We start from the raw sequence: 22,128 nt of genomic DNA, 5'->3' as shown, positions 1-22,128 counted from the left end.
CCCGAATGCACTCACTGATCGGGAGGACTTCCTGAGCCCTCGGGTGTTCTAAACGGGGGCGGCCCGGGCGACTGCTGCTTCGGTCAACGTCGACTGCATCGGGAGGCGAAGAGGCTCAGGGCGGCGCCGCATGGCCAACCGATAGAGGGTCACCTCTCCTCGGAGGAAGAGGAGCTCGCAGGTTTTGAGATAGAGGCGGTAGCGCTGGTAGGTGTCCGCGCCCACCGCCTGCTGCGCCATCTCACGTTCGGCCCGCAGCCGGGCCGACCAGGCGCGCAGCGTACGGATGTAGTCGCGGGGCTCGCTTTTGACCACGGTCAGGGAGAAGTGGGCATCGCAGGCTGCGGTGATCTCTGTCAGGCGCGGCAGCGCCGAGGCGGGGAAGACGTCACTGGCGAAGAAGGCGCCGACCGGCCCGCCGGCGTCAACTCCGCCGTCGAAGGCGATCGTCTGAAGGGAGAGCGTGCCGCCAGGCACCAGCCACCCGTGGCATGCGCTGAAGAATTCCGTGTAGGCCCGGACACGCTCAGCGGTGGTGAGGCCGGGACCGGCGAAGGCTTCGAATGCCTCGATGGAGACGATGGCGTCGTAGGGACGCTCCGGTACGTGGGAGCGCCAGTCTTCGAGACGGGCCCGGACTGCGGGCAGACCTCGCGAGCGCACGTGAGCCAGCTGAGCGCGGCTGAGGGTCAGCCCGGTCGCCTCGCCGGCACGGCCCTCTTCGCAGGCGAGGGCGAGCAGGGCGCCCCATCCGCAGCCGACGTCCAACAGCCGCCCTCCGGGCGGGAGCGCGGCCTGGTCCAAGTGATGGCGAAGTTTGGCGCGCTGCGCCTGGAGAAGCACATCAGGATGGGATCTGTCTTCCTCGATGCCGTCCCACAGAGCCGCGGAATAGGTCAGCGTGTCATCGAGCCACAGGGCGTAGAAGTCGTTGCCGACGTCGTAGTGGAACTCGATGTCCGTGGCTGTCGCGCCCGTCGTCGTGGTGGTCACGCTCTGTCTGCTCCCGGTGATGGCCGATGAACCCTGACTGTTCGCGACCCCCAAGAGACCGAAACCCCGCACACAAGGTGGGCCGTGCGATCAACGGGCCGGACGCTGATGCCGCGGCGCGGGTTCGTCCTTCGCGGCTCTGGGCCGCAACCGTGCCATCGGGCCATGACGTGATCAAATCGACGATCACTCCAATGGCCTACAAGGCCGCCGCACCGCTGGGCGCGCCGTCTCGTAGCGGAAACGTGCCCTGCTCCTGCACACCGACGCCCGTGACTTTCCCGGACCCACGGGGTTGGTGGTGCGAACGCAATTACTCAGGTCAGGGGCAGGACGATGACAGTACAAGCGGTTCAGGAGATGGATGAGGCGGCGCTCGCCGATCTGATGCACGAGTTCTTCGGAGTGCCCCGCGACCTGCTGAAGCCAACGGCGACCTTCGACGATCTGGGCCTGGATTCTCTGGCCCTGATGGAACTGATGGTGCTCCTCGAGGAGCGCAGCGGCGGCGAACTCCTGGAACGGCTGATGGACCTCTCCCCGGCGAGCACCCTGCGTGCGGCCGCGCAAGTGGTCAGGGATGCTGCGGGCGGCGGCAGCGGGACGGGAGTTGTCCCTGCCCCACGTCACGAGGACCTCGAACCGTCCTCTGGTCGTACCGGAGTGTCTGTGCCACTGCAGGAGAAGGGTGCATAACGCCGCGATGAGTGACCGCCTGATTTCCGCACCCCATACGCCCAGGCATCTGGACCTGCTGCGTGAACTCGAGCCTGCCGTCGCCGTCCACCTGGACCGGCACTTGGCGGCGGCGCCGGAGTGGTTTCCCCATCAGTACATCCCTTGGAGTTCGGCCCGGGATTTCGACGGCCCGCTGGACGGGGAGCCCTGGCAGCCCGCCCAGTCGCCGCTCGCCCCGGCCGTACGCGATGCCCTGCTGGTCAACCTCCTGACTGAGGACAACCTTCCCAGTTACCATCACGAGATCGCCACTCTGCTCGGCCGCGACTCCGCGTGGGGGACCTGGGTCCACCGCTGGACCGCCGAGGAGGGCCGCCACTCAGACGCGCTGCGCGGCTACCTCCACGCCGTACGCGCCGTGGACCCGGTGGAGTTGGAGCGCGGCCGCATCGCCCACGTCAGCCGAGGCTTCACCAGTACCCACCCCACGATGGCGCACGGCCTGGTCTATGTGACCGTCCAGGAGCTCGCCACCCGCGAGGCGCACCGCAACACGGGTCACGCCTGCGGGGACGCGCACGGCACACGGCTGATGAGCCGTATCGCCGCAGACGAGAACCTGCACATGGTCTTCTACCGGGCGCTGTGCGCCGACCTTGCCGAACTGGACCCCGACGGCTTCGTCCATGCCTTCGCCGATGTCGTCTGCGACTTCCAGATGCCCGGACACGGCATCTCCGGCTTCCGGGCGAGGGCCGCGCGGATTGCGGCGGCCGGGATCTACGACATCGCGATCCACCGCGACCAGGTCCTCCTCCCACTGCTGCGCACCCTGCGCGTCATGGAGCGCACCGACCTGGGCGCCGTGGGCGAGCAGGCCCGCGAGCGCATCGGGCGCCACCTTGAGGTCCTCCAGCACAAGGGCCGGCGCCTAGCCGAGCTGAGGGCCCGCATCGGTCGGCTACAGCCGTACCCCGCCTCCACAGGCGACGCGTCCGCAATCCCCCTCCCCAGGGACGGCTCGGGAGCACAAGGGCGGAGCGTTTGACCCCCCGTGCGGCGGTGGCCGTGACGGGTTTGGGTCTGATCACACCGGCCGGCCACGATACGGAGAGCATTTGCAAGACCATGTCCGCCGGACGGTCCCTGGCCCATAAGGATCCCGGCCTGGCGGACCTGCCCGTCGACATTTCCTGCAGCGTCACAGGCTTCGACCCAGTTGCCGAGCTCGGGCTGCGCCTGGCCAGTCGGCTGGACCGCTTCGCGCACCTTGCCCTGGTGGCGGCCCGCCACGCGGTGTTAGATGCACGACTTGACATCACCTCGCGCCCCGAACGGGTGGCCGTCGTCCTCGGGGTAGGGGCGAACAGCCTGGAGACCTATGTCAAGGAGTTCACCCGCATCGCCCCGAAGGGAGCCACGAACGTCTCACCGCTGGCGCTGCCCCGCAGTGTGCCCAGCATGGTGGCGGGCGAGGTCGCCATGGACACCGGAGCCCGCGGCCCCAACTTCACCGTCTCCAGCGCCTGCGCCTCCGGCACCACCGCCATAGGCGTCGCCCGCGACCTCCTGTTGAGCGGTGCGTGCGACGTCGTCCTGACCGGCGGCTGCGAATCAGGCCGCGCACGTGCGTACGCCGCATGCTTCGCCCAGATGCGGGCCCTGTCCACCCGCACCGAACATCCTGAGCAGGCTTGCCGGCCCTTCGACACCGACCGCGACGGATTCGTCCTCGCCGAGGGCGCGGCCGTCCTCGTCCTCGAACGCGCCGACCACGCCCGCTCCCGCGGCGCACACGTGCAAGCCTGGCTGCGAGGCTACGGCGCCTCCGCGGACGCCCACCACCCCACCTCCCCCCACCCCCAAGGACGCGGCACCGAACAAGCCATTCGACAAGCCCTCACCGATGCCGGCTGCAGCCCCCGCGACATCGGCCACATCAACGCCCACGGCACCGCGACCCGCCTCGGCGACACGGCCGAAGCCCTCGCCCTGCTACGCGTCTTCACCGGCGCCCCACCTGCGGTCACGTCGTCCAAAAGCATCCTCGGCCACGCACTGGGGGCCGCTGGGGCGATCGAGGCGGCCCTGACCGTCCTCGCCCTGCAGCGGCAGGAGGTTGCGCCCACGGCCAACCTCACCCAGCAGGACACCGGCAGGGAGATGGACATCGTGGCCGGCGGCCCCCGCCCGGTGGCCTTCGACGTGGCCCTGTCAACATCCTGCGGCTTCGGCGGCCAAAACGCCGCTCTGGTACTTGCCGCCTCATGAACCAGCCATTCGGCACCACCGAAGACCCGGCCCGGGCGAGGACCGCCCGGGCCGGCCCGCTTCCTACCGGGATACCGGCTCCTTCTGCCAGGGCCCTTCCGGGTCGTCGTAGGCGGCGATGTAGTCGGGGGATGCGACCGGAATGCCCTCGAAGAACTCCTCGGGTACGGCGAACGCCTCCACCAGCACGTCGGCCTGCCCGGCCAGCCGGGCCACCAATCCCTCCATCAGAACCGGCAACTCCTCCATCTGTTCCCCGGTCAGGAAACCGCGACTCAGCAGGTCACCACTGTGCGCGGCCACGCCCCGTAGGGCGAACAACCGGAGAACGTCCTCGAGCAACTCCCTGTCCGGACCGGCAGGCATCGCGGCCACGGCATCGGCCAACGCCCCTGCGGCGAGGCGGTGCCCGTGCACATCGACACCACGCAGCGCAGGTCCCATCGCGTGGTTGCGCCGTGCCAGCGCCTCGGCCGGCGCCGCTCGCCGGGCGGCTTGGGCCCGGTCAAGCCAGATCCTCTCGGCCTCGGCCAGGAGATCACCAAGGAAGTCCGCATCGGTGAGACCGCGCCCGCGCGCCCCGACCGCCACGGCGGCCGGCCGCCGGTGGGTCAGGAGGAGTTCGGTGGCGGCCTGAACCATGATCGCCTGATTGTCGCCCTCCGCCGTGATCACGCCCTCCGTCATCATCAACTGCTGGGCGATACCGTTGTTGACCAGGAGTCCCTGAGCTCCGCAGCGTTCCCTGACCTGCGCGGCGACGCTGCGACTCTGCCAGGTGATCCATGCCTTGGCGACCGACACGAACCGCGCCGCCTGCCCCAGAGCTGCCTGGTCGGTGCGGTCGCGTTCGTTCCAGCGGCGGGCGGCCTGGCGGTAGAGCATGTTCATCGCATACACGGTGGCGATCGCCTCGACCAGAGGACCGTGATGGCTGCGCAAGTCGAACACCGCAAGCCTGGAAGACTCGGTCAGCCCGGTGATGTGCCGGTTGCGGCCATAGCGGACAGCCATGGTCAACCCGGCACGGGCCGCGCCCACCGTGCCGGCGCTGAGGCAGATCCTGCCCGTCATGATGCGGTCGATGGAGGTCATGAAGCGATGGCGCCGCTCGGATACCTCGCTGGCGAACACGCCGTCGCCGGTGATCCGGCCGTGCACGCCGTCCAGCATCGCCTCTCGCGGGACCCGTACCCGGTCGAAGGAGGTCAGGCAGTGGTCATGCGCGCTGCCCAGCCGCGCGGGCAGACGCCGCACCCTGATGCCGGGCAGTGCACCCGTGCCATCGGTGAGCGGCACGAGGAAGAGGAAGATGCCTTGGTCCTTGCCCTCGACGAGGAGCCGAGCCCCCACCAGGCCCGTCTTGGAACCTCCCACCTCACTGGTGTTGGCCAGGAACTTCTGCGCGCCCGCGTTCGGAGTGTTCAGCGTGAAGCTGTCCGTGGCACGGTCGTAGACGGCGGTGGTCTCCAAAGCCGCGGCGTCATGGCCATGCGCTACCTCGGTCAGCAAGAACGTGCCCAGCTGCTGCATGTCGATGTACGGACGCAGGTCCCTGCCGCGGGCTGCCTGGGCCGCGAGGCTGCCCAGGAACAGGTTGTAATGGATGGTGCTCACGCCGGACAGCGTGGGGTCGACGAACGCCAGCCACTCGTGCAGGCACGCCAGCCGGACCGGATCCTTCACCAGCGCCAGCGGGTCCTCGATCGCCGCATTGAGAAGCCGAACTCGCTCATACACCCACTCCAGGTGCTCCTCATCGGACATGCCGGGACAGCGGCGGAATGCGGGAGCGGACAACAGCGTGCGCCAGGGCGCGTGCAGCTCTCCTTCTTCCGGCCCGAACAGCACGGACCTCAACGCCTTGGCCCCAGGCACGACCGCCATCACATCTGCCTTCGTATTCATGCCCGGCCAACGAATCGCGCGCAGGGGCAGACACGGCCGCCGGCGAAGGCCGGACCGAAGCCCCGGCCCAGCACACGAGACCGCCGCATGCGCGGGCACCAGACCGGTCGCGTCTCGCAGACTGCCCCGCCGAACGCTGTCCCGCGCCCCTGCCGCGCAGACCGCAGCTCAACCGTTCGAGTCAACCCTTCAGAGTTACTAAGCGATCACCACCTGCTGCGCCTTCGCTACGGTGGCCAGGTGGCCCTCCCTCACCGCGCACGCCTGATGGCGACGGCAGTACACCTGCCCTCCCAGTACCGCACCATGGACGAGACCCGCGCACAGATCGCCGCTGCCGGCAGCCCCGTGGTCCCCCCACGCGGGCTCCTGGAGCGATTCACCGGCGTACGGGGGGTCCACGTCAGAGACGAGGGCCAGCAGGCGTCCGACCTCGCAGCCGAAGCCGCGGCCAAAGCCCTCGCCACCGCCGGGACGGACATCAGCGATGTAGACCTGCTGCTGTTCGCCTCCTCGTGCCAGGACCTCCTCGAACCCGCCACCGCGCACATCGTCGCAGCCAAACTCGGCGCCTCCTGCCCCGTCTTCGACGTGAAGAACGCCTGCAACAGCGTCCTCAACGCACTCCAGGTCGCCCGCGCCCTCATCGAAACGGGCCAGCACCGCACGATCCTCATCACCTGCGGCGAAACCCCCACCCTGGGCACCCGCTGGCGCCTGCCCGACGTACGCACACTGCACAGCGCCGCCGTCGGCTACACCGTCAGCGACGCCGGCGCCGCGATGCTCCTCACCGCCGGACCCGCCGGTGAACAAGACCCAGGCATCCTCACCACCCGTTTCAGCGCCGAATCCGCCTCCTGGCAGGTCTGCACTGTCCGAGCCGGCGGCTCGATGAACTGGCGACCCGACGACGACGAGCCCACCTACGTGCAGATGCAGGGCGACATGGCGGCGGCCGGCCGACAGCACGCCACACGCGCTCTGACCGCATACGAGCCCGAGTTCGACCTGGTCAGGTCCAGCGCGTTCATCGCCGTCCACCAGATCTCAGTAAGCCAATTCCACGAGACCGTCACCGCCTTCGACCTGCCGGCGGAGCGGTGCATGCTCACGGTCGCCGACCACGGCAACGCCGCCTCGGCCTCCCTCCCCCTCCAACTGGCCCTGGCGCAGGAGACCGGCCGCGTGGGACCGGGGGACTTGGTCTCCCTGATCGGCTTCGCCAGCGGCTTCAGCGCCGGCCTCACGGTCATCCGCCTTTGACCCCAGGACAGACCAGGTTGAGATGGCAGATCCCGACGGATATGAGGAGGCGCCGATGACCACCAGCGTGCTCGTGACCGGTGCCGGAAACGGCATCGGCGAGGCCACTGCTCTTCGGCTGGCCCAGGCCGGATACGAGGTGTTCGCCACTGCCCGCACGCGGGACGAAGCCGACGGGCTCTCGATGCGGGCCAGGGCGGAAGACCTCAATCTGCGAGCGACGGCGCTGGACGTATCCGACCCGCGCGCCTGCAAGGCGGCATTCGAGGACATCGCTGGCCTCACAGCAGGTGGCCCCGACGCAGTGGTCAACGCGGAAGCATTCGCGGTGGCTCGGGCCGTGGAGGACGTAACCGAGGAAACGGCGCACCACTGCATGGAGATCAACACCTTCGCCGCAGTACGCATCGCGCGGTTGGCGCTGCCCGCGATGCGCCGCCGCGGACGGGGCCGGATCGTCAACCTCTCCTCGGCTGCCGGGCGCTCAGTGCTGCCGCTGGGCGGATGGTACGGCGCCAGCAGGGCGGCGTCCGCCGCGCTGACACACGCACTGCGGATGGAACTGGCCGACTCCGGGGTCCAGGTCGTGCTGATCGAGCACGGCTTCCATGCCACGGGTCTGTTGGAAGACGCGATCCGTTCACTCACACCACCGAGCGACATCTCAACGCGCTTCACCGACTGCTACCGAAGCGCCGCAGCGGCGCTGAGCGATCCGACGCGGTTCGGTGGCCCGGAACGGGCCGCCGCCATCGTGCACCGGGCTCTGGCTGCCCGTCGGCCCAGAGCCCGCTACACCGTGGGGATGGACGCCCGCGTGGCCGCGCCTCTGATCGCCTCTCTCCCGTATGCGATCAGTGACTCGCTCAAGCGGCTGGTACTGGGTCTCTCGGGGCCGCAGGCCGCTGCACACTTGATGAGCACGCTGGGCGGGTTTCCCCAATGCTCGAAGAGAAAATCCAGTCCATGACTTCGGCTCGCCCCCGCCCAGCCCGGCCACAGATCGGTCCGGACACGGGGGCGCTCGATGTCCAGGGCTTCGCCCCGTCGAGGCGGATGAGGCCATCCGCGCAGCCGAAGAACACTTTGCCCACTCTGACGGGGCGAGTCACAAGCCCGCGCCGCGCCCTGGAATGTCCTCGTGGAAGGCCCGGGTGGCTGGGTTCGCCGCGCGGCCCGAAGTGCTGGGGTATGGCGCAAGGGCTCGGATCTTTGAGGAGCCGGGCCCTTCGACGTTCAGTAGCGGGGACAGGATTTGAACCTGCGACCTCTGGGTTGTGAGCCCAGCGAGCTACCGAGCTGCTCCACCCCGCGTTGGTGAAGCCCGCCCTACGGCACGGCCGGACCACTCCTCACCAGGCATGGTCCATGTCCAGGGCTCCGGTGATGGTCGATACCGGCGACGTCGCGGCGAGCACGGTGTTGACCGTCCACCGGTCCCCGGTGAGCAGCCGCGGTTCACCTGATGGTCCTTCCCCCCCGGTGTACTGCGCGAGGGTCTGAGTGGCGTGCGGGTGACGGTGCCGTCGCGGCGCCGCGCCGAAATGCCATCCGCCGCCGGGTGACCTGAAGATGTGCGCGACCCCGCTCGCCGGCACTGCCCAAGGGAGATCAGCCCGTGCTCAAGCGCAAGCTGCGTAACGACCGCACCGAAGTGACGTTCGTCCTGGTGTACGGGGTGGCCGGGCTGCTGAGCCGGGAGTACCTGCCGCCGGGCCATGGCCATCCGCCCTCTTAGTACTGCAAGGGTTCATTGGCTTCGGGTCGTGTAAGGCCGCCGGGTTTTGTTAGAGGCCCTTGGCCTTCTTCGCTCCGCCCCACAGTGACCCGGGGTTTGCCCGGTTCGGGTGCAGGGCGAGCATTGCCTCGTACAGGTCTGTGTGTGTCTGGGTCTCGGTGTCGAGCCGGTTGAAGTCGGTGAGGTATTGCTTCGTCTCGGCGAGGATCTTCGGGTCGTCGGGCAGGGCGGGGTTCTTGTGGCCGGCGACGACGAAGGCCGGGTTGAGTTCGGCGAGCGTGTCGGTGGCCCGCATCCACTCTTGGCGCGAGGTCGTGGTGGTTTCGCCCATGTACTGGTGGATGCCGTTGTAGGCGACGTCCCCGGCTACGACGAGGCGCAGATCCGGCACCCAGAGGGCGGTGCTGCCCTCGGTGTCGGTGAATCCTGTTTCGATTACCTGGAGAGGATGGCCTTCGAGGGTGAAGGTGTCGCCGTCGAGGGCTTCGGGGAAGACCTGCGGCTGGGGCACCTGGCCGGGAAAGCGCGCGGCCCAGAAAGTGTCGATGAACGGCGGGGTGCCTTCGAAGGTCGCCTTGGCCACGACCGGGGCGGTGGAGACCGCTTTGGCCTCGGGGAAAGCCTCAATGAGCTGCTTGACGCCGAAGGCGTGGTCGCCGTGGCCGTGGGTGATGTAGATGTAGGCCAGGTTGCGGTCGTGGGATGCCACCCAGTCGACGAGTTCCTGGTTTTGTTCGATGGTGAGAAACGTGTCGACCAGTACGGCGTCGCGCTCACCGTAGATCAGCGTGGCGGTGTTGACGACCCACTGGAGATCTTCCTTGCCGGGCGGCAAGTCGCGGGTAAGGCCCGCCCGCCGGGCGCACAACGTGTCGTACCGCAGCGAAGATGAGGGCGCCGTCATGGTGTTGTTCCTTCCACAGCTGTTACGACTGGCGATGACGCTCTGGCGGCTCTCCATCCGGTGACGGCGGAGACGCTCGTGGATTACCCGGCCACGCATGGCCGCCTGTCACTGTATGTGATGAATTGCGATAGAGCATGCAAGGTTGCACCTATTTTGCTTCAGCTTCTGCATGACGTGAGGCGTCGCCAGCAGCTGATCGCGCAGCCGAGGACGAGGAATGCATGGCGGCCGTCGGCGCGTATCTCCCACCGGATGTATGGCCGGCAGAAGAGGTGCAGGGGGCGAAGGATGCTTCCACGACCCAGCGGTTCTTGCCCAGGCCCCTGCCAGGCAACGGACGAGAATGCACTGATCGACGACCCTCACCGGACACCGGCCCTCTGAGTCCTCGGACCGGATGTGCGGGGACCTCCATCGTTGCCCGGAGCGACTGATCATCGTTGTGCCGCGAGAGCCGGGTTGTGTGGGCAGTCGAGGAGAAGGCGCGGGGCATGGTGGCAGGAGTCAGTCGCCGACGGGTGTTGGCGTGGGCAGGGGTGGGGGCGATGGCCTCGGCGGTCCGCTTCGCCAACGGCGGGCGCGAATGAGTCCGCGGTGCACATGCGCCGAGCGGTGCGTGCGCTGTCCGCTGCCGAGTGGACGGAGTACGTCACCGCGGTGAAGGCCCTGCGGAACCCCAAGGGTGTCGACTTATGCGGCCAGCTGGTGGCCACGCAGTACAACAATGCCCCCGCCGGTCATGGGGTACCGGCATTCTCCCCTTGGCGTCGGGAGTTCCTGAAGCGCTTCGAGCTGGCACTGCAGAGCGTCGATCCGACGGTGATGGTGCCCTACTGGGCCTGGAGCCGCGACTCCCAGTCACCTTGGGTAGCCCCGTACACCGGGTTGAGCCCGCGCCTGTCCGGCAGGCTGGTGACTGCGCTGCGGCGGAAGGGCGCTGATGCGGTCCGCAAGGGCCGGCTGTGGAGCCTTCCGCTGAAGGACCGGGCACTGCTGGTTACGGCGTTCTGGCGCACGAACTTGACGATGCGCCAGCTGGCTCCGCTGTTCGGAGTGTCCAAGTCGGCAGAGGACCGCATCATCGACTACCTCGGGCTGATGCTCGCGCTCCAGCCCCGCAAGCGGTTCACCGCGGACACCGTGCTCATGTGGACGGCACCCTGGTGCCCACCAGCGACCACACGCTCGCCGCGCAGTCGAAGAACTACCGGTACTCCACCAACCATCAGGTCGTCATCGACGCCGACACCCGGCTCGTCGTCGTGGTCGGCTGGCCCCTCGCCGGAAACCGTAACGACCGCAAGGCGTGGGAGGAATCCGGCGGCAAGGCCGCCGTCGGAAAGTCCGTGACGAGGTTGGTCGTCGAGCACGCCGACGGGGGCGACTCGGTTGGCGCGTCGCGCCAGCTGCGCTGCCCTCGGGCGGGGTGCTCCGTATTCAGGCGAAGTAGTGGCCCTTGCCCGGGTCCTTGACGAGCCTTGGCCGGACCGGCTGCCACCCGAGTAGTTCGCGGGTCGGCGCGCTGGACGCCGGCTGGTCGACGGCGAGGACCCCGCCCAGGAATCCGAAGTCCCCTGCCGGGACGGTAGCCGTCGGCAGGTTCAGGCGGCCGCCGATCACCTCGGCGATGTTGCGGACCGGCACACCCCCGTCGGCGGCCGAGTGCAGAACCGATCCCGCGGGCGCCTTCTACAGTGCCGGGCGGAACAGGCGGGCGGCGTCCAGGACGTGCACACGCTGGGTCCGGCCTGATGGTCGAAGGCGTAGGGCGCTGCGTGGGGATGCGGCGTGCCGGAGCACGAAGGGGTGTGCCCCGCGCTCGTCGGGGAAGGCGACAGTGTCCGGTGCGGTGCCGTAGAAGGCGACGTCAGTGGTGTTGGGTCATGTGGCCGAGGGTCGTGGTGGCGCTGTCGGGGGCGACGGTGCTGCCGATTCCTTCCGCGGCGCCTTCGGCGGCCTGGACGGAGCGGGGTAGCGGGGTGGCTTCGTAGGTGCGCAGGCCGTCGTCGATGGTAGGCGTTTTGATGATGGCTCGGGCGAGGTCGGTGCCGTCGAGCATGGCGAGGTTGGCGCCCATGCCGTAGAAGGGAACGATCCGGAGATCGTCTCGCCGGGACTGCGGCTGCTCTGGCCTCTGGTCCGGCGGAAGTTCGAACGCTCGACCTCGGGCCCGGCGTCCGTTGCGGCCAAGCCCTCGGTCTTCGCCGCGAGCCGCAGTCCCGGCCGGGTTCTGGACGGGCCAGGGCCTGGCCGCGGTCGGCCTGGTCGCCGGGGACGTGGTTGGGCGCTGCTGGAGGACGAGTACCGCTTGGTGCTGGAGCTGTGCGAGGACATCGTCCGGGACAAGGTGGCGTATCGTCCCTGATCACCCCTGCTCTTGACCAGTTCTGCCTGCATCCGGAGACCGCTGACAGCGAGATCCCGGGCCTGCTGGAACGTGGCGCGCAGGTCCAGGTCCAGGACCCGCGTGGTGGGGCGCGCGGTCCGTTCGGCTGAGGACAGCACGACAGGGAGGCGTGTCGGGTGGCGTGTCCACGCGGGCTCCCCTGTGATGATTTCTACCAGTTCGTCCGCACTGGAAGAGGAGCATCTCCATGACACGTCAGGCATCGGCCCACCGACACCGTCCACTCAAGATGCGACTGATGGCAGCCGCGTTGACCCTGGGCGCTGTCGGTGCGCTCGTGGCTGCGGCGCCGCCCCATCCGGGGGATCCACAGCAGCAACATGATGGCTTCCGGGAAACCGACCTCGTATCCAACATCCCCGGCAGGGCGCAGGTGACCGATCCGAACCTGGTCAACCCCTGGGGCCTGACGACCGCACGCACGGGTGAGCTGTTGGTCTCGGACGCCGGCGCCGACAAGGCCACGACGTACTCGGGCGGCCAGAAGGGGAAGCCTGTCCGGATCCTTCCCCGGGTCGTGTCGTTCCCGACGGAGGGCGCCCCGACCGGGGTCGTGCGCAATGACAGCGACGACTTCGAGTTCAGCGGCTTCGGAGAGACCGGTCCCGCCCGCTTCCTCTTCGCGGGGGAGCACGGTGACCTGTTCGCCTACAACCCGGACGTGTCCCGGACGGACGCGGTACGGGTTGCCCATGAAGACAGTGACGGCGAGACCGCCATCTTCAAGGGGCTGGCGCTGGTCCGCGGCAAGGACGCGGACAACCGCAAGGACGAGAAGAAGGGGACGGGCCACAAGCGCGAAGAGCCGAGGTTGCTCGTCGCGAACTTCCGTGACGCGCGCATCGACATCTTCGACGAGGACTTCGACCTGTTCCCGCCCAATGGCGCGTTCCAGGACCCCCACCTCCCCGCAGGCTTCGCGCCGTTCGACGTCAAGGAGATCGACTCGAAGGTCTTCGTCACCTACGCCTTGCAGAACGCGGACAAGGAGGACGACGTCCCCGGTCCGGGCAACGGCTTCATCGACGTGTTCAGCACGGAGGGGAAGCTGCTGAAGCGCTTCGCGAGCCGGGGTGCGCTCAACTCGCCGTGGGGCCTCGAAGTGGCGCCCAAGGGCTTCGGGAAGTTCTCCGGTGACCTGCTCGTCGGCAACTTCGGAGACGGCCGCATCAACGCATTCGACCTGCACACAGGCGCCTTCAAGGGGACCCTGGAGGACCCCGACGGCAACCAGATCACGATCCCCGGGCTGTGGGGGCTGCAGCGCGGCACCGATGAGGCCGGCGGCAGGGAAGCCATCTGGTTCGCTGCGGGAATCAACGACGAGGCCGACGGTCTGCTCGGAGTCCTGCGCGCCGAACACTGACCGGCCTTGCTGCCACCCCGGGGCAAGCCCGCGCCTGGGGTGGCAGCGGTGCCCGCCGCGGCTGTGAGGCCTGGCCCCGCCCAGGCCTCACAGCTCCTCGTCCACGGTCTCGGGCGGCGTCCGCGCCTTCAGGGACGGCCTGGAGGGAGCCTGCCGGGGTCGGGACCGCATGCCGCGCGCGCCCCGGCGTCGTGGGTTCGCCCAAAATTACGCAGAATCCAGCTCCGGCCCCACCTGATCGACGGCTGCCTCACCGCCACCGGCTTGACCCTCACACCACCGACCCCACCCTGAAATCCTCAGTAATCCCGGCATGCGCCGTCGGTAACAGAGCCGCTGCCGTTCGTCATGTCCGGAACGGTGGCGCAGACTTGCTTGCCGTTGTCCTCGTCAGTCACCGTCACGTGCCCGTTCGTGGAGAAGAAATCTCCCTCCTCCGCCTTGTACCCGATCAGGGCGGTCAATGTCGTCGAGTTCGACAGCAGTACGTCACGCGGGGAGGTGCTGCACGGCGACGGGACGTACGTGGCAGCCCCGCCGGGCACCGATCCGCTCGGATAGACGAAGGTGGGTTCAGGGGACGAGGGGTCGCAGTCCCGGGCCTCCTCCACCGCGTCGTCGATGATCTGGCGACCGGCGGCGTGCAGTCCGTCGCTCGTCCGCTGGGTCACGAAGTAGTGGTCAAACAAACCGGCTCCGCCCAGCACGCACAACGCCGTGCCGAGTCCGAGCAGCCAGTTCCTCAGGGACTTGCCATCGCCCTTCGGCTCGGATCCCCTGGCCGAGAGCGCGGCAGAGGCGGCGACTGCCCCACCGACCACGAGCATGACTACCGCAGCCCCGATCGGGAAGGGGCCCGTGTGTATCCCCTGAACCGGCAACGGCTGAGCAACTACCATCTACGACGCCCCCATTCGAATAGCCCGGTCGTCAGCCTACTGAGGATTTCAGGGTGGGTCGGTGGTGTGAGGGTCAAGCCGGTGGCGGTGAGGCAGCCGTCGATCAGGTGGGGCCGGAGCTGGATTCTGCGTAATTCGCGGCGAAGTATGCGGTCGAGGTCGTCGGGTGTATCGAAGGCGGTGTTGGCCATCGCTCCGCGGACGAGTGACCAGACGGCCTCGACGGGGTTGAGGTCGGGTGCATACGGCGGTAGCCGGACCAAGCTACCCCGTAAGCCTGCCGATCACGGGTAGACGCCCGTCATGATTGCTACCGAGATCCTCGCGGCCGAAGGTCGGGGCCCGCTCCTTCTCATCCTCGCCGGAGTCGGCGTGGTCGTCCTCCTGATCGGCGCCTTCTGGTACGACAGCCGGTGTAGTGCGCGGCGCAGGCCCCCGGCCCGCCCGGCAGAGCAGAACCCCGTGGCGCAGCGGCGCCAGGACTCCTGGCAGACGCCGGACGATGACGCGGGCGGGCAGGGGGCGCCGCGTCGGTGAGTCCCACCGCGGAACGGGGTGTGGCCCCGCCCCGGCCCTTGAGGACCGATACGAGCGGTGCCCATCGCTTCAGGAGGCCGAAATTCCTTCCCGGGACCGAGAATTGATTTCCATCTGCTCCTCCGAATGGAGACGTCATACCGGATGGAAGGGAGATTGCGGGGCAGGGGCTGTGTGTCGCACATTACCGCGGCCCCCTGTTCGGGCTGCACGAGATTTCGGAGGCCTGCAATGACCGGAACGGCTATTGCCTCGGGAAGAATTCCGGCGGGCTGTTGGCCCTTCCGGGCGTATACCGCCCGCAGGCGGACACCCGATTCCTTGCCGAAGCCCTTTCGTACGAAGACCTCGGGCCCGGTACGGACGCCCTGGAGATCGGGACCGGCACGGGCGCCCTGGCCCTGCACGCTGCGAGCCCGGGCGCCCGGGCCACCGCGGTCGACGTCTCCTGGCCCGCCGAGCTCACGGCACGCTTGAACGCCCTGCGGCGGCGGCCGCCCCTGCGGGTCCTGCACGGCGACTTCGCGGTGCGCACCGTCGGCCGCCGCCTCGACCTGATCCTCGCCAACCCTCCGTACGTGCCGTCCCCGCGGGCCCGGTTGCCGTCGCGTGGGCCGGAGCGCGCCTGGGACGCGGGCCACGACGGGCGCACGGTCATCGACAGGATCTGCTCGGCAACCCCGGTTCTGCTGAGGCCCGGGGGCGTCCCGCTGATGGTGCATTCGCATATGTGCGGGGCCGACGCCACCGTGCAGCGGCTGGCACGGCTCGGGCTGGCGGCCCGGGTGACGGCGAGAGCCTGAGTGGTGTGGGGCCCGGTCCTGCGTTCGCGGCGGGCCTGGCCGGAGCACCAGGGCCTGGCGACCAAGGCCGAGGAGAGGGAAGAGCTGGTGATCATCCGTGCCGAGTACCTCCGACAGCGCCCCGTGCCAGGTCCTGGCCGCGTCGCCCGCGCGCCGGGTGTCCGTGGACCCGCAGGGCCCGGTCCTCGTCGAGGGGCCGGTCGAGATCGTCCTCGGCGACGGGACGGTCGCCCGGTCGGACCGGTTCATGGTCGCGGTGTGCACCTGCCGCCGCGGCCGCACGTACCCCTGGTGCGACACCAGCCACCGCCCCCGCGACCGAGCCGCCTCGCCGCCCGAGGAAGGGAACCCGTGATGACCCCTCCCGGCCCGAGTACGACGGTGACGGCCGCCGGTCCCCGCCTGGTCGAAGGACGGGGGCGCTTGTCCGGGGCCGTGACGCAGGCCCTGCGATCGGGCGGCTCGCCGGTGTACGCCCAGGATCCGTGCTGAAGTGCGACCCGTGAGGCGAGGACGTCCAGTTCGCCCTCTACCTGTTGTACGAGCTGCACCACGGTGGGTTCGACGGTGTGGACGACACACGGGAACGGGACCCGGACCTGCTGCGGATGCGCTGGGACATGGAAGTCCGCTTCCTGCACTCCCTGCGTATCGAGCTGTGCGTATCGAGCTGTCCGACGAACCCCGATCGGTCGAGGACGCCCTCGCCCCGCTCCTCGTCGAGCCCGTGGACGGGCACTTTGCGTGCGTCGAGGTCACCTCGTCCCGGCTCCCGCCGCATGGCCAGGGCCATGCGGCGCTGCGCTGCCGGTCCTGCCGCCGAGCATTTCCACGCCGAGCACGTGGAGGCCGACGCGGTGCACGAGCAGGTCGTACGCCACGAGGTGATCGGCGGCCTCCTCGCCGACGAACCCGCCCGGGAGGCGGGCGTCGCCCTCGGGTGTGCGGCGACCGATCTGCTGGAGGACCGCCTCGAGGCGCACCTTCACCGGGCCTGGGACCAGGGGCGCAGCGCGTTGCGCACGGCCCTGCCGGAGCCGTGACGGGCGGGCCAGGAGGGGCACGCTGCGCGCATCGAGCCTAGGTTGCGGGATGGGGTCCGACGGCCTGCCGATAGGCCACGTGGCCGCCCAGCGCACCGCTGACGGCGACCGCCGTCAGCCCGCCCCATGACCACAGCGCGCCCTTCGCCGAGCGGCCGCGGAGCCGAGCCGTCAGGGAGGCGGTGTAGCAGGCCACCGCAGCCACGTTGGAGACCGCGTGGGCCAGCCCGACCCGGGCCTGCTCGGGCGGGAGGTCGGCCCAGTCCACCCAGCCGGCGACCGCTGCCGGGGCGACCCCGGCCAGCCCGACGGCGGTGAGGGTCGTTGCCGCGCGCTGTGCCCCCGGTACGGCGTCCAGTACGGCGGCCGACAGCCAGCAGCCGATCGGTAGCTGAACCAGCACGGGATGCACCGGGTGGCCCAGCGGCCTGCCGCGCAACAGATCACGCATCCCGCCCAGGGGGAGCGAACGGATCCCGCGCTGGAGAACCCTGATCGCCGGATCGGCCACCGTCGTTCGTTCGAGCCGGTCCAGGGCCGTCAGCCACCATGCGGATGCAGTGTCGAGTGCCGCGGTGTGCCCGGCCGTCGTCGAGGTGTCGAGGGTGTGTGCGTTCATGTACGACGCCTACCCGGCATCCGGCTGCCATCCCGCGATGGCGCCGACTACACCCGAACGGCCTGCCCGCCGACGGGGGAGTCGTGGCCGGACGCGTTCACGGGTTTCGCCCGCAGACGTCTTGCGGGTGTGACCGCGACCTGGCGCCGGGCCGGGCTCGCAGTTCAGACGGCTGCGGGGAACCTTCCCAGGCCCGGTGCTCTCCCAGGGCGCGCGTCAGCGCTTCCACGACTGCTGCACTGCTCTCGTCCGCGACGACGCGCGGCTCGTCGAGCCCGATACCGGCGGCTTGGAGAAGCTGCGCTGCGCCGTCCAGCCACCGACGGCCTTCGCGTGGCGATAGGCCTCGGTGACCATGAGCAGGATCCGCGGGTCGGGTCCTTCCAATACGGGCGCTCCTGTCGTGGCGTCGCCGACGCCGTGGGCGTCTGTGCCGGGGTGGGGCACCCCTGCCAGGAAGAGGGCGTCGAATTCGACCGAGCGGGCGGTGGCGAAGGTCCGCAGCGGCAGTACCCGGCTCGACGCCCAGGGCTCCGGCAGTCCGAACAGACCGGGCAGGATCTGCCGGTCGTCCTCGGCCGACGAAACGAAGGCGACCGGCACGGGGTCCTACCGCCGGTCATACGCGAACGGGGGGACTGGCGTGGAGGCGCTCCGTAGCGACTGGCGGACGACCAGGGGGGGGAGCGAGGTGCCGGGGAGCCGGCTTCGGACCCCCGGACCGTCCGATGAAGGGCAGTCCTATGTCTCCCATGATGATCGGCCCGTTCTGTGGCATCGACCCCGCGCCGGCAGCCCTCCCACGGGACGGTTGCAGGCTGACGGTGGGGGTGGAGGAGGAGTTCGTCGTCGTGGACCGGCGTACGGGAGCGCCCGTGGCCCGTGGTCCGCGCGTGGTGAAAGCCGCGACCGAGGTGCTGGGTATGCAGATCCAGGAGGAGTTCCTCGGTGCGCAGGTCGAGGTGTGCACCCGCCCCACGGTGGATCTGGGGGCACTGAGGTCCGAACTGGCCCTGCTGCGCAAGGTGATGGGAGAGGTGGCAGCCGACGAGGGATGCCTCCTGATGGCCAGCGGTACTCCCGTGATCCCACCGGGGGCGTCCTCCGACCGTGACCCCGAGTGAGCGCTTCGGGCGGATGGCCGCCCGGTGGCCTTCCTTGGTCGGTTCGTACGACGGGATGGTGTGCGGCTGCCACATCCACGTCGGGGTGACCGGGCGCGGTCAAGCCCTCGCGCCGGCCAACCACATGCGTCCCTGGCTCCCGACACTTCAGGCCCTCGCCGCCAATTCGCCCTTCTCCCTCGGGTGGGACAGCGCGTGGGCGAGTCGGAGGTACGTGGAGCACGCGCGCTGGCCCGGCATGGGGCCCGCGCCCCTCCTGGACGAAGTCGGCTACGAGCGCCTCGCAGACCACCTGGTGAAGACGGGAACCCTGCTGGACCGCCGGATGATCTACTGGTATGCGCGCCCCTTCGAGCACGTACCGACGCTGGAGATCCGGCTCTGCGACGTGAACGCCGACCTTGACGTGGTGCTGCTGCTCACCGCCCTGGTGCGGGGTCTGGCCACCGCGCTGCTGCTCGAGATCGGGGACGGGCGGCCGCCGCCCGACCCGCCCGCCGGGCGCCTGTACGCTGCCCATCGGCTCGCCGCCCGGTACGGGCTGGGAGGCGAAGGCCTCGATCCCCTGGGCGGCGGGCAGATCGGCCTCGACCCTGGTGCAGCGGCTCCTGGCCCGAGCCGCGCCCGGGCTGGCGGCAGCGGGAGACCTCGAGCTCACGGAGGAGCTGTTCCACCGGGTGCGGGGCTCCGGGGGCGGGGCCGCCCGTCAGCGTGCCGCGTATCTGCGGCGGGGACGCCTGGGTGATGTGGTGAGCGATCTGGCCCGCACCACAGCCGCCGGCTGACGCGGCGGGCACGGTCCCGCTGCCCCTGCCGTCTTCCTGCTCGCTCTTCTCCCGGATGCGCACGGCCTTGTCCTTCAGTCGCTGCCGCTCGTGCGGCAGGGGCGTGCGGCAGCAGATTCACGTCGCCGAGGCCTCCCACGACCAGCTTGCGCAGACCGGGGACTTCCGGCGCGCGCTCCCGCCGATGCGCGCTGATCAACGCCACCGGCCTCGAAGCGCGCGTGCGTGGGACGGCCGGCAGGGGGTAGCCGCAACTCGGGGCGTCGTCCCCCGGCACCGATCCACTGGAGGTGCGATCATGCACACGCCATCGGCACAGGACTCCTCCCATCTGCTCGGTCTCTACCTCAACGATCACCTCGCGGGATCCAGCGCAGGACTTGAGCTGCTGAACCGGGCAGCGAAGGCCCATGACGGCAGGCCCCTCGGCCCGCAGCTGGAACGTCTGGCTCGGGAAGTCGAGCAGGACCGGGAATCCCTTAAGGAGATCATGGGGAGCCTGGAGGTACCCGTACGACGTTCCCGAGCGGCCCTGGGCTGGCTGGGGGAGAAGGCGGGGCGCCTGAAGCTGAACCGACGCCTCTTCTTGCGTTCGCCGCTCAGCGACGTCATCGAACTCGAAGCGATGCGGCTGGGCGTGGAAGGAAAGCGGTCCTGCTGGCGCAGCCTGCGCAGCCTCGCAGACGGTGATGACCGCCTCGACAAGGCACAGCTCGCGTGGCTCCTGGACCGGGCGGAAGAACAAGCCGAGACGCTCGAAAGGTTGCGCACGATGTGTGCCCTCCGGGTCTTCGCCCCGGGCAGCACCGCCCGCACCCAGGCTGCCAGCCCGTCCGTTGGCCAGTCCCTCCCTCGCGGCGCGTTCTAGGCCGGCTGGGCCGGCCGCCGGCGATCGCACGGTCCCACGCCGCAACCGGACACTCTGTCGTCGACCGGACACTCAGTCGTCGCCGGTGCCCAGAATGCTTCCCGGTGCGCAGCGCCCCAGTCCGCCTCCTCCCAGTCGCCAACCACGGTCAGGCCGACTTGGGGAAACCCGAGTGCACCCGCGGCACAAGCTGCTTCGGCCCGTCGCCGCACAGACGCGACACCAGCTCGTGGTCACCCGGGTTGTGTCCCACCATGACGAGTCCGGTCAGCCCGGACGTGGTCCCCGTCACGACGGGGAGCAGGCCTTCGGCATCGGCGCGGTAGAGCCTGTCCTCGTAGACGGTCGTCGGGGGCGCCGACAGCTCCGGCAGCATAAGCTGCCACGTCTGACGGCTACGCAGCGCCGGTGAACACAGGGCCAGGTCGATCCCGACACCGGATTGCGCCAGTCGGCGCCGTGCCTGTGGGGCGTCGTGGCGCCCCCGGTCGGCCAGCCCCCGGTCGCGCAGCGGGCAGACCCGTGGCTAGCGAGGGTCTCGTTAGCAGCTCGATGCGCTGCTGGCCGAGCGGGATGTGGAATTCCGCTACCTGCTGCCGGGGCTCCACGGCGACCCTGGATAGGGACGCGCACCCAGACCGTCGGTACCCGGTGCCCCTGCGCCCTCATTCGATCGGGTTGTGAGACCGGGCGGGAGGGGCAGGCGGGGTGTCACGAGTGGCTCCTGCCGCCCGCGTCCCGGTTTCGCGAGAGCCGTGGCAAGACCGGTGGAAGCCAGTTCCACCCGAGCAGCTCAGGACCGGGAGGCCGGTGACGCGCTCACGCCGAGCACCGGGGCCCAGCGCCGGGCGGGCAAGCGGGACCGGTCCGGGGATTGAACCCGGCGGCAGGCCCACCAGGCCGTGGCAGAGCCCCCGAGGTTCGGCCGGTGAGGCTCCTCGAAGCGCTGGCGACGAGGAGCCGCACCGCGTTCGGGTGCCGCCGCCCTGGTGCAGGCAATGGCCGGGACCACGATCCCGTTCGCGGCGCGCAGACCCGGGTGGGACGGATCGCAATGGACTTTCCGTCCTGAGTGATTCGCGGTGTGCATGGGCGGCGGACGGGCAGACGCGCAATGAGGGCACCCGGTGACCCTGCCGGGCCGCCGGCATGAGAACCCCGACCCGCACGAGCCCCCGCCGGGATGAAGAGAGGTCACACGCATGAAAGACGACGCCGCACGCGTGTACCCGCGTGCAACGGCCGGACATCGGGCGGTCGTGGCCACCGAACGGGTCGGCGCCAAAGCGAGCGCTACCGCCACCCGGATGCGCCGGACGACCGCCGATGTGGGACGCCTCGTACAGGACGCGGTCCCCGCGATGGTCAGGGCGAGGGCCGGACGCGCCGATGCCGTCGCCCGGGACCTGGAGCTTCTGCTCCTGGCCGGGGCGGCCCTGCTGATAGGGGTGGCCGTGGGGGTCCGTCGCCGTGGAGGTCTGCGATGAAGGCATCGAAAGTCACCTACAAGCCGGTCGGGCTGGCGCTCGGGGCCGGGGCCGGCCTTGTGGCCGGGGCGCTCTTCAAGCAGGTGTGGAAACTCGCAGGCCACGAAGACGATGCGCCGAACGCCACGGACGAAGAGCGGAACTGGCGCGAGATACTGATCGCGGCCGCCATCCAGGGGGCGATTTTCGCCCTGGTCAAAGCGGCCGTGGAGAGGTCGGGGGCCGTGGCCGTCCGGCGGTTGTCCGGTACCTGGCCAGCCTGAGAGTCGGGCGCAGCTCCGCCCGGGTGTACGCCGTTCACATGGACACCGTACGGATCATGCTCGACGGACCCCACCAGGCTCCATCTCCGGGCTCAGTGCTGTTCCGGGTCTCTGCCCGGACCTCCCCGGCAAGGCCGCGGGTGCTGCGGGCCGATCCCTGGCCTCT

23 protein-coding genes, 1 tRNA gene and 5 pseudogenes are annotated in these 22,128 nt (G+C 69.6%); 17 read left to right on the top strand and 12 right to left on the bottom strand.

Annotated elements, in window-relative coordinates:
- Nucleotides 1-48: 48 nt before the first annotated feature.
- Complete coding sequence (locus ACIQU4_RS17990; protein WP_403731192.1) at nucleotides 49-993, bottom strand: class I SAM-dependent methyltransferase; 945 nt, start codon at nucleotides 991-993, stop codon at nucleotides 49-51.
- Nucleotides 994-1,329: 336 nt separating this feature from the next.
- Here ACIQU4_RS17990 and ACIQU4_RS17985 point away from each other — a divergent pair, with 336 nt between their 5' ends.
- Genes ACIQU4_RS17985 through ACIQU4_RS17975 form a run of 3 tightly spaced genes read left to right on the top strand, consistent with a single transcriptional unit; the run spans nucleotide 1,330 to nucleotide 3,942 of the window.
- Nucleotides 1,330-1,689: an acyl carrier protein gene (locus ACIQU4_RS17985; protein WP_403731189.1), complete on the top strand. Its 360-nt coding sequence runs from the start codon at nucleotides 1,330-1,332 to the stop codon at nucleotides 1,687-1,689.
- Between the two features lie 7 nt (nucleotides 1,690-1,696).
- Entirely contained in the window at nucleotides 1,697-2,719 is a 1,023-nt protein-coding gene (locus tag ACIQU4_RS17980) for an acyl-ACP desaturase (RefSeq protein WP_403731186.1), read from the top strand.
- 14 nt (nucleotides 2,720-2,733) lie between these two features.
- A complete protein-coding gene (locus tag ACIQU4_RS17975) occupies nucleotides 2,734-3,942 on the top strand; it encodes a beta-ketoacyl-[acyl-carrier-protein] synthase family protein (protein ID WP_403732087.1) in 1,209 nt (402 codons plus the stop codon).
- Nucleotides 3,943-4,005: 63 nt separating this feature from the next.
- On the opposite strand, the gene ACIQU4_RS17970 is transcribed toward ACIQU4_RS17975, so the two are convergent.
- Nucleotides 4,006-5,850 carry an acyl-CoA dehydrogenase gene (locus ACIQU4_RS17970; protein WP_403731183.1) on the bottom strand — a complete coding sequence of 615 codons (1,845 nt, stop codon included), beginning with the start codon at nucleotides 5,848-5,850 and terminating at the stop codon, nucleotides 4,006-4,008.
- 240 nt (nucleotides 5,851-6,090) lie between these two features.
- Between ACIQU4_RS17970 and ACIQU4_RS17965 the strand changes: the two genes are divergently transcribed.
- Both ACIQU4_RS17965 and ACIQU4_RS17960 read left to right on the top strand, forming a co-directional pair.
- On the top strand, nucleotides 6,091-7,116 hold the full coding sequence (locus ACIQU4_RS17965) for a 3-oxoacyl-ACP synthase III family protein (protein WP_403731180.1): 1,026 nt from the start codon (nucleotides 6,091-6,093) through the stop codon (nucleotides 7,114-7,116).
- A gap of 55 nt (nucleotides 7,117-7,171) precedes the next feature.
- Complete coding sequence (locus tag ACIQU4_RS17960) at nucleotides 7,172-8,086, top strand: SDR family NAD(P)-dependent oxidoreductase (RefSeq protein ID WP_403731177.1); 915 nt, start codon at nucleotides 7,172-7,174, stop codon at nucleotides 8,084-8,086.
- A 270-nt stretch (nucleotides 8,087-8,356) separates the two neighbouring features.
- Here the strand turns inward: ACIQU4_RS17960 and ACIQU4_RS17955 are convergent.
- Nucleotides 8,357-8,430 (bottom strand) — tRNA-Val (locus ACIQU4_RS17955).
- 473 nt (nucleotides 8,431-8,903) lie between these two features.
- On the bottom strand, nucleotides 8,904-9,758 hold the full coding sequence (locus ACIQU4_RS17950) for an MBL fold metallo-hydrolase (RefSeq protein ID WP_403731175.1): 855 nt from the start codon (nucleotides 9,756-9,758) through the stop codon (nucleotides 8,904-8,906).
- Between the two features lie 603 nt (nucleotides 9,759-10,361).
- Here ACIQU4_RS17950 and ACIQU4_RS17945 point away from each other — a divergent pair.
- A pseudogene (locus ACIQU4_RS17945) lies at nucleotides 10,362-10,577 on the top strand (hypothetical protein); the annotation flags it as partial.
- 6 nt (nucleotides 10,578-10,583) lie between these two features.
- Nucleotides 10,584-11,143, top strand: a pseudogene (locus ACIQU4_RS17940) (transposase family protein); the annotation flags it as partial.
- A 55-nt stretch (nucleotides 11,144-11,198) separates the two neighbouring features.
- Here the strand turns inward: ACIQU4_RS17940 and ACIQU4_RS17935 are convergent.
- Both ACIQU4_RS17935 and ACIQU4_RS17930 read right to left on the bottom strand, forming a co-directional pair.
- Entirely contained in the window at nucleotides 11,199-11,405 is a 207-nt protein-coding gene (locus ACIQU4_RS17935) for a hypothetical protein (protein WP_403731172.1), read from the bottom strand.
- A gap of 223 nt (nucleotides 11,406-11,628) precedes the next feature.
- Nucleotides 11,629-11,838, bottom strand: a complete 210-nt coding sequence (locus ACIQU4_RS17930) for a hypothetical protein (RefSeq protein ID WP_403731170.1) — start codon at nucleotides 11,836-11,838, stop codon at nucleotides 11,629-11,631.
- Between the two features lie 568 nt (nucleotides 11,839-12,406).
- Between ACIQU4_RS17930 and ACIQU4_RS17925 the strand changes: the two genes are divergently transcribed.
- The gene (locus ACIQU4_RS17925) at nucleotides 12,407-13,534 is read left to right on the top strand and encodes a TIGR03118 family protein (RefSeq protein ID WP_403731167.1); all 1,128 of its coding nucleotides are present in this window, start codon (nucleotides 12,407-12,409) and stop codon (nucleotides 13,532-13,534) included.
- 299 nt (nucleotides 13,535-13,833) lie between these two features.
- Here ACIQU4_RS17925 and ACIQU4_RS17920 read toward each other — a convergent pair whose 3' ends face one another.
- Entirely contained in the window at nucleotides 13,834-14,361 is a 528-nt protein-coding gene (locus ACIQU4_RS17920; protein WP_403731164.1) for a hypothetical protein, read from the bottom strand.
- A 65-nt stretch (nucleotides 14,362-14,426) separates the two neighbouring features.
- Nucleotides 14,427-14,687 (bottom strand): annotated as a pseudogene (locus ACIQU4_RS17915) (transposase); the annotation flags it as partial.
- Between the two features lie 49 nt (nucleotides 14,688-14,736).
- Here ACIQU4_RS17915 and ACIQU4_RS17910 point away from each other — a divergent pair.
- The 4 genes and pseudogenes from ACIQU4_RS17910 (at nucleotide 14,737) to ACIQU4_RS17895 (ending at nucleotide 16,816) form a co-directional block, all read left to right on the top strand.
- Nucleotides 14,737-14,970: a DUF6479 family protein gene (locus ACIQU4_RS17910; RefSeq protein ID WP_403731161.1), complete on the top strand. Its 234-nt coding sequence runs from the start codon at nucleotides 14,737-14,739 to the stop codon at nucleotides 14,968-14,970.
- A 272-nt stretch (nucleotides 14,971-15,242) separates the two neighbouring features.
- Nucleotides 15,243-15,878 (top strand): annotated as a pseudogene (locus tag ACIQU4_RS17905) (HemK2/MTQ2 family protein methyltransferase); the annotation flags it as partial.
- A complete protein-coding gene (locus tag ACIQU4_RS17900) occupies nucleotides 15,871-16,128 on the top strand; it encodes a CDGSH iron-sulfur domain-containing protein (protein WP_403731158.1) in 258 nt (85 codons plus the stop codon). The pseudogene ACIQU4_RS17905 and the gene ACIQU4_RS17900, both read left to right, overlap by 8 nt.
- A gap of 214 nt (nucleotides 16,129-16,342) precedes the next feature.
- Nucleotides 16,343-16,816 (top strand): iron-containing redox enzyme family protein, encoded by a 474-nt coding sequence (locus ACIQU4_RS17895; protein WP_403731155.1) that lies wholly within the window; start codon nucleotides 16,343-16,345, stop codon nucleotides 16,814-16,816.
- Nucleotides 16,817-16,853: 37 nt separating this feature from the next.
- On the opposite strand, the gene ACIQU4_RS17890 is transcribed toward ACIQU4_RS17895, so the two are convergent.
- Nucleotides 16,854-17,435 carry a DUF2231 domain-containing protein gene (locus tag ACIQU4_RS17890; protein ID WP_403731152.1) on the bottom strand — a complete coding sequence of 194 codons (582 nt, stop codon included), beginning with the start codon at nucleotides 17,433-17,435 and terminating at the stop codon, nucleotides 16,854-16,856.
- Between the two features lie 216 nt (nucleotides 17,436-17,651).
- Nucleotides 17,652-18,038, bottom strand: a complete 387-nt coding sequence (locus tag ACIQU4_RS17885; protein WP_403731149.1) for a hypothetical protein — start codon at nucleotides 18,036-18,038, stop codon at nucleotides 17,652-17,654.
- A 140-nt stretch (nucleotides 18,039-18,178) separates the two neighbouring features.
- Here ACIQU4_RS17885 and ACIQU4_RS17880 point away from each other — a divergent pair, with 140 nt between their 5' ends.
- Both ACIQU4_RS17880 and ACIQU4_RS17875 read left to right on the top strand, forming a co-directional pair.
- On the top strand, nucleotides 18,179-18,559 hold the full coding sequence (locus ACIQU4_RS17880; RefSeq protein ID WP_403731146.1) for a glutamate-cysteine ligase family protein: 381 nt from the start codon (nucleotides 18,179-18,181) through the stop codon (nucleotides 18,557-18,559).
- A 13-nt stretch (nucleotides 18,560-18,572) separates the two neighbouring features.
- Nucleotides 18,573-18,947: pseudogene (locus tag ACIQU4_RS17875) on the top strand (glutamate-cysteine ligase family protein); the annotation flags it as partial.
- Between the two features lie 31 nt (nucleotides 18,948-18,978).
- On the opposite strand, the gene ACIQU4_RS17870 reads toward ACIQU4_RS17875, so the two are convergent.
- Nucleotides 18,979-19,443: a DUF6381 family protein gene (locus ACIQU4_RS17870; RefSeq protein WP_403732085.1), complete on the bottom strand. Its 465-nt coding sequence runs from the start codon at nucleotides 19,441-19,443 to the stop codon at nucleotides 18,979-18,981.
- A gap of 199 nt (nucleotides 19,444-19,642) precedes the next feature.
- Between ACIQU4_RS17870 and ACIQU4_RS17865 the strand changes: the two genes are divergently transcribed.
- Nucleotides 19,643-20,212 (top strand): hypothetical protein, encoded by a 570-nt coding sequence (locus ACIQU4_RS17865; protein ID WP_403731143.1) that lies wholly within the window; start codon nucleotides 19,643-19,645, stop codon nucleotides 20,210-20,212.
- A gap of 148 nt (nucleotides 20,213-20,360) precedes the next feature.
- Here the strand turns inward: ACIQU4_RS17865 and ACIQU4_RS17860 are convergent, their stop codons facing one another.
- Nucleotides 20,361-20,708 carry a SixA phosphatase family protein gene (locus ACIQU4_RS17860; RefSeq protein WP_403732082.1) on the bottom strand — a complete coding sequence of 116 codons (348 nt, stop codon included), beginning with the start codon at nucleotides 20,706-20,708 and terminating at the stop codon, nucleotides 20,361-20,363.
- An 811-nt stretch (nucleotides 20,709-21,519) separates the two neighbouring features.
- On the opposite strand from ACIQU4_RS17860, the gene ACIQU4_RS17855 reads away from it, so the two are divergent.
- Both ACIQU4_RS17855 and ACIQU4_RS17850 read left to right on the top strand, forming a co-directional pair.
- Entirely contained in the window at nucleotides 21,520-21,699 is a 180-nt protein-coding gene (locus tag ACIQU4_RS17855; protein WP_403731141.1) for a hypothetical protein, read from the top strand.
- Complete coding sequence (locus tag ACIQU4_RS17850) at nucleotides 21,696-21,962, top strand: DUF4235 domain-containing protein (RefSeq protein ID WP_403731138.1); 267 nt, start codon at nucleotides 21,696-21,698, stop codon at nucleotides 21,960-21,962. Before ACIQU4_RS17855 ends, ACIQU4_RS17850 begins: the two co-directional genes overlap by 4 nt.
- Nucleotides 21,963-22,128 lie beyond the last annotated feature (166 nt).

This window comes from Streptomyces sp. NPDC090741 (genome assembly GCF_044769045.1).
In the GTDB taxonomy this organism is placed as follows: Bacteria; Actinomycetota; Actinomycetes; order Streptomycetales; family Streptomycetaceae; genus Streptomyces.
Note: the sequence above shows the minus strand (reverse complement) of the source record. Positions and strands in the feature narration are given on the sequence as shown.

What these genes read in the sequence shown, in the direction of transcription:
- ACIQU4_RS17925 (WP_403731167.1), top strand. Translation starts at nt 12,407, where the DNA reads ATGGCAGCCGCGTTGACCCTGGGCGCTGTCGGTGCGCTCGTGGCTGCG.
- ACIQU4_RS17855 (WP_403731141.1), top strand. Translation starts at nt 21,520, where the DNA reads ATGCGCCGGACGACCGCCGATGTGGGACGCCTCGTACAGGACGCGGTC.
- ACIQU4_RS17865 (WP_403731143.1), top strand. Translation starts at nt 19,643, where the DNA reads ATGCACACGCCATCGGCACAGGACTCCTCCCATCTGCTCGGTCTCTAC.
- ACIQU4_RS17850 (WP_403731138.1), top strand. Translation starts at nt 21,696, where the DNA reads ATGAAGGCATCGAAAGTCACCTACAAGCCGGTCGGGCTGGCGCTCGGG.
- ACIQU4_RS17950 (WP_403731175.1), bottom strand. Translation starts at nt 9,758, where the DNA reads ATGACGGCGCCCTCATCTTCGCTGCGGTACGACACGTTGTGCGCCCGG.
- ACIQU4_RS17920 (WP_403731164.1), bottom strand. Translation starts at nt 14,361, where the DNA reads ATGCTCGTGGTCGGTGGGGCAGTCGCCGCCTCTGCCGCGCTCTCGGCC.
- ACIQU4_RS17960 (WP_403731177.1), top strand. Translation starts at nt 7,172, where the DNA reads ATGACCACCAGCGTGCTCGTGACCGGTGCCGGAAACGGCATCGGCGAG.
- ACIQU4_RS17880 (WP_403731146.1), top strand. Translation starts at nt 18,179, where the DNA reads ATGTCTCCCATGATGATCGGCCCGTTCTGTGGCATCGACCCCGCGCCG.
- ACIQU4_RS17890 (WP_403731152.1), bottom strand. Translation starts at nt 17,435, where the DNA reads ATGAACGCACACACCCTCGACACCTCGACGACGGCCGGGCACACCGCG.
- ACIQU4_RS17930 (WP_403731170.1), bottom strand. Translation starts at nt 11,838, where the DNA reads ATGGGCGCCAACCTCGCCATGCTCGACGGCACCGACCTCGCCCGAGCC.
- ACIQU4_RS17985 (WP_403731189.1), top strand. Translation starts at nt 1,330, where the DNA reads ATGACAGTACAAGCGGTTCAGGAGATGGATGAGGCGGCGCTCGCCGAT.
- ACIQU4_RS17910 (WP_403731161.1), top strand. Translation starts at nt 14,737, where the DNA reads ATGATTGCTACCGAGATCCTCGCGGCCGAAGGTCGGGGCCCGCTCCTT.
- ACIQU4_RS17970 (WP_403731183.1), bottom strand. Translation starts at nt 5,850, where the DNA reads ATGAATACGAAGGCAGATGTGATGGCGGTCGTGCCTGGGGCCAAGGCG.
- ACIQU4_RS17980 (WP_403731186.1), top strand. Translation starts at nt 1,697, where the DNA reads ATGAGTGACCGCCTGATTTCCGCACCCCATACGCCCAGGCATCTGGAC.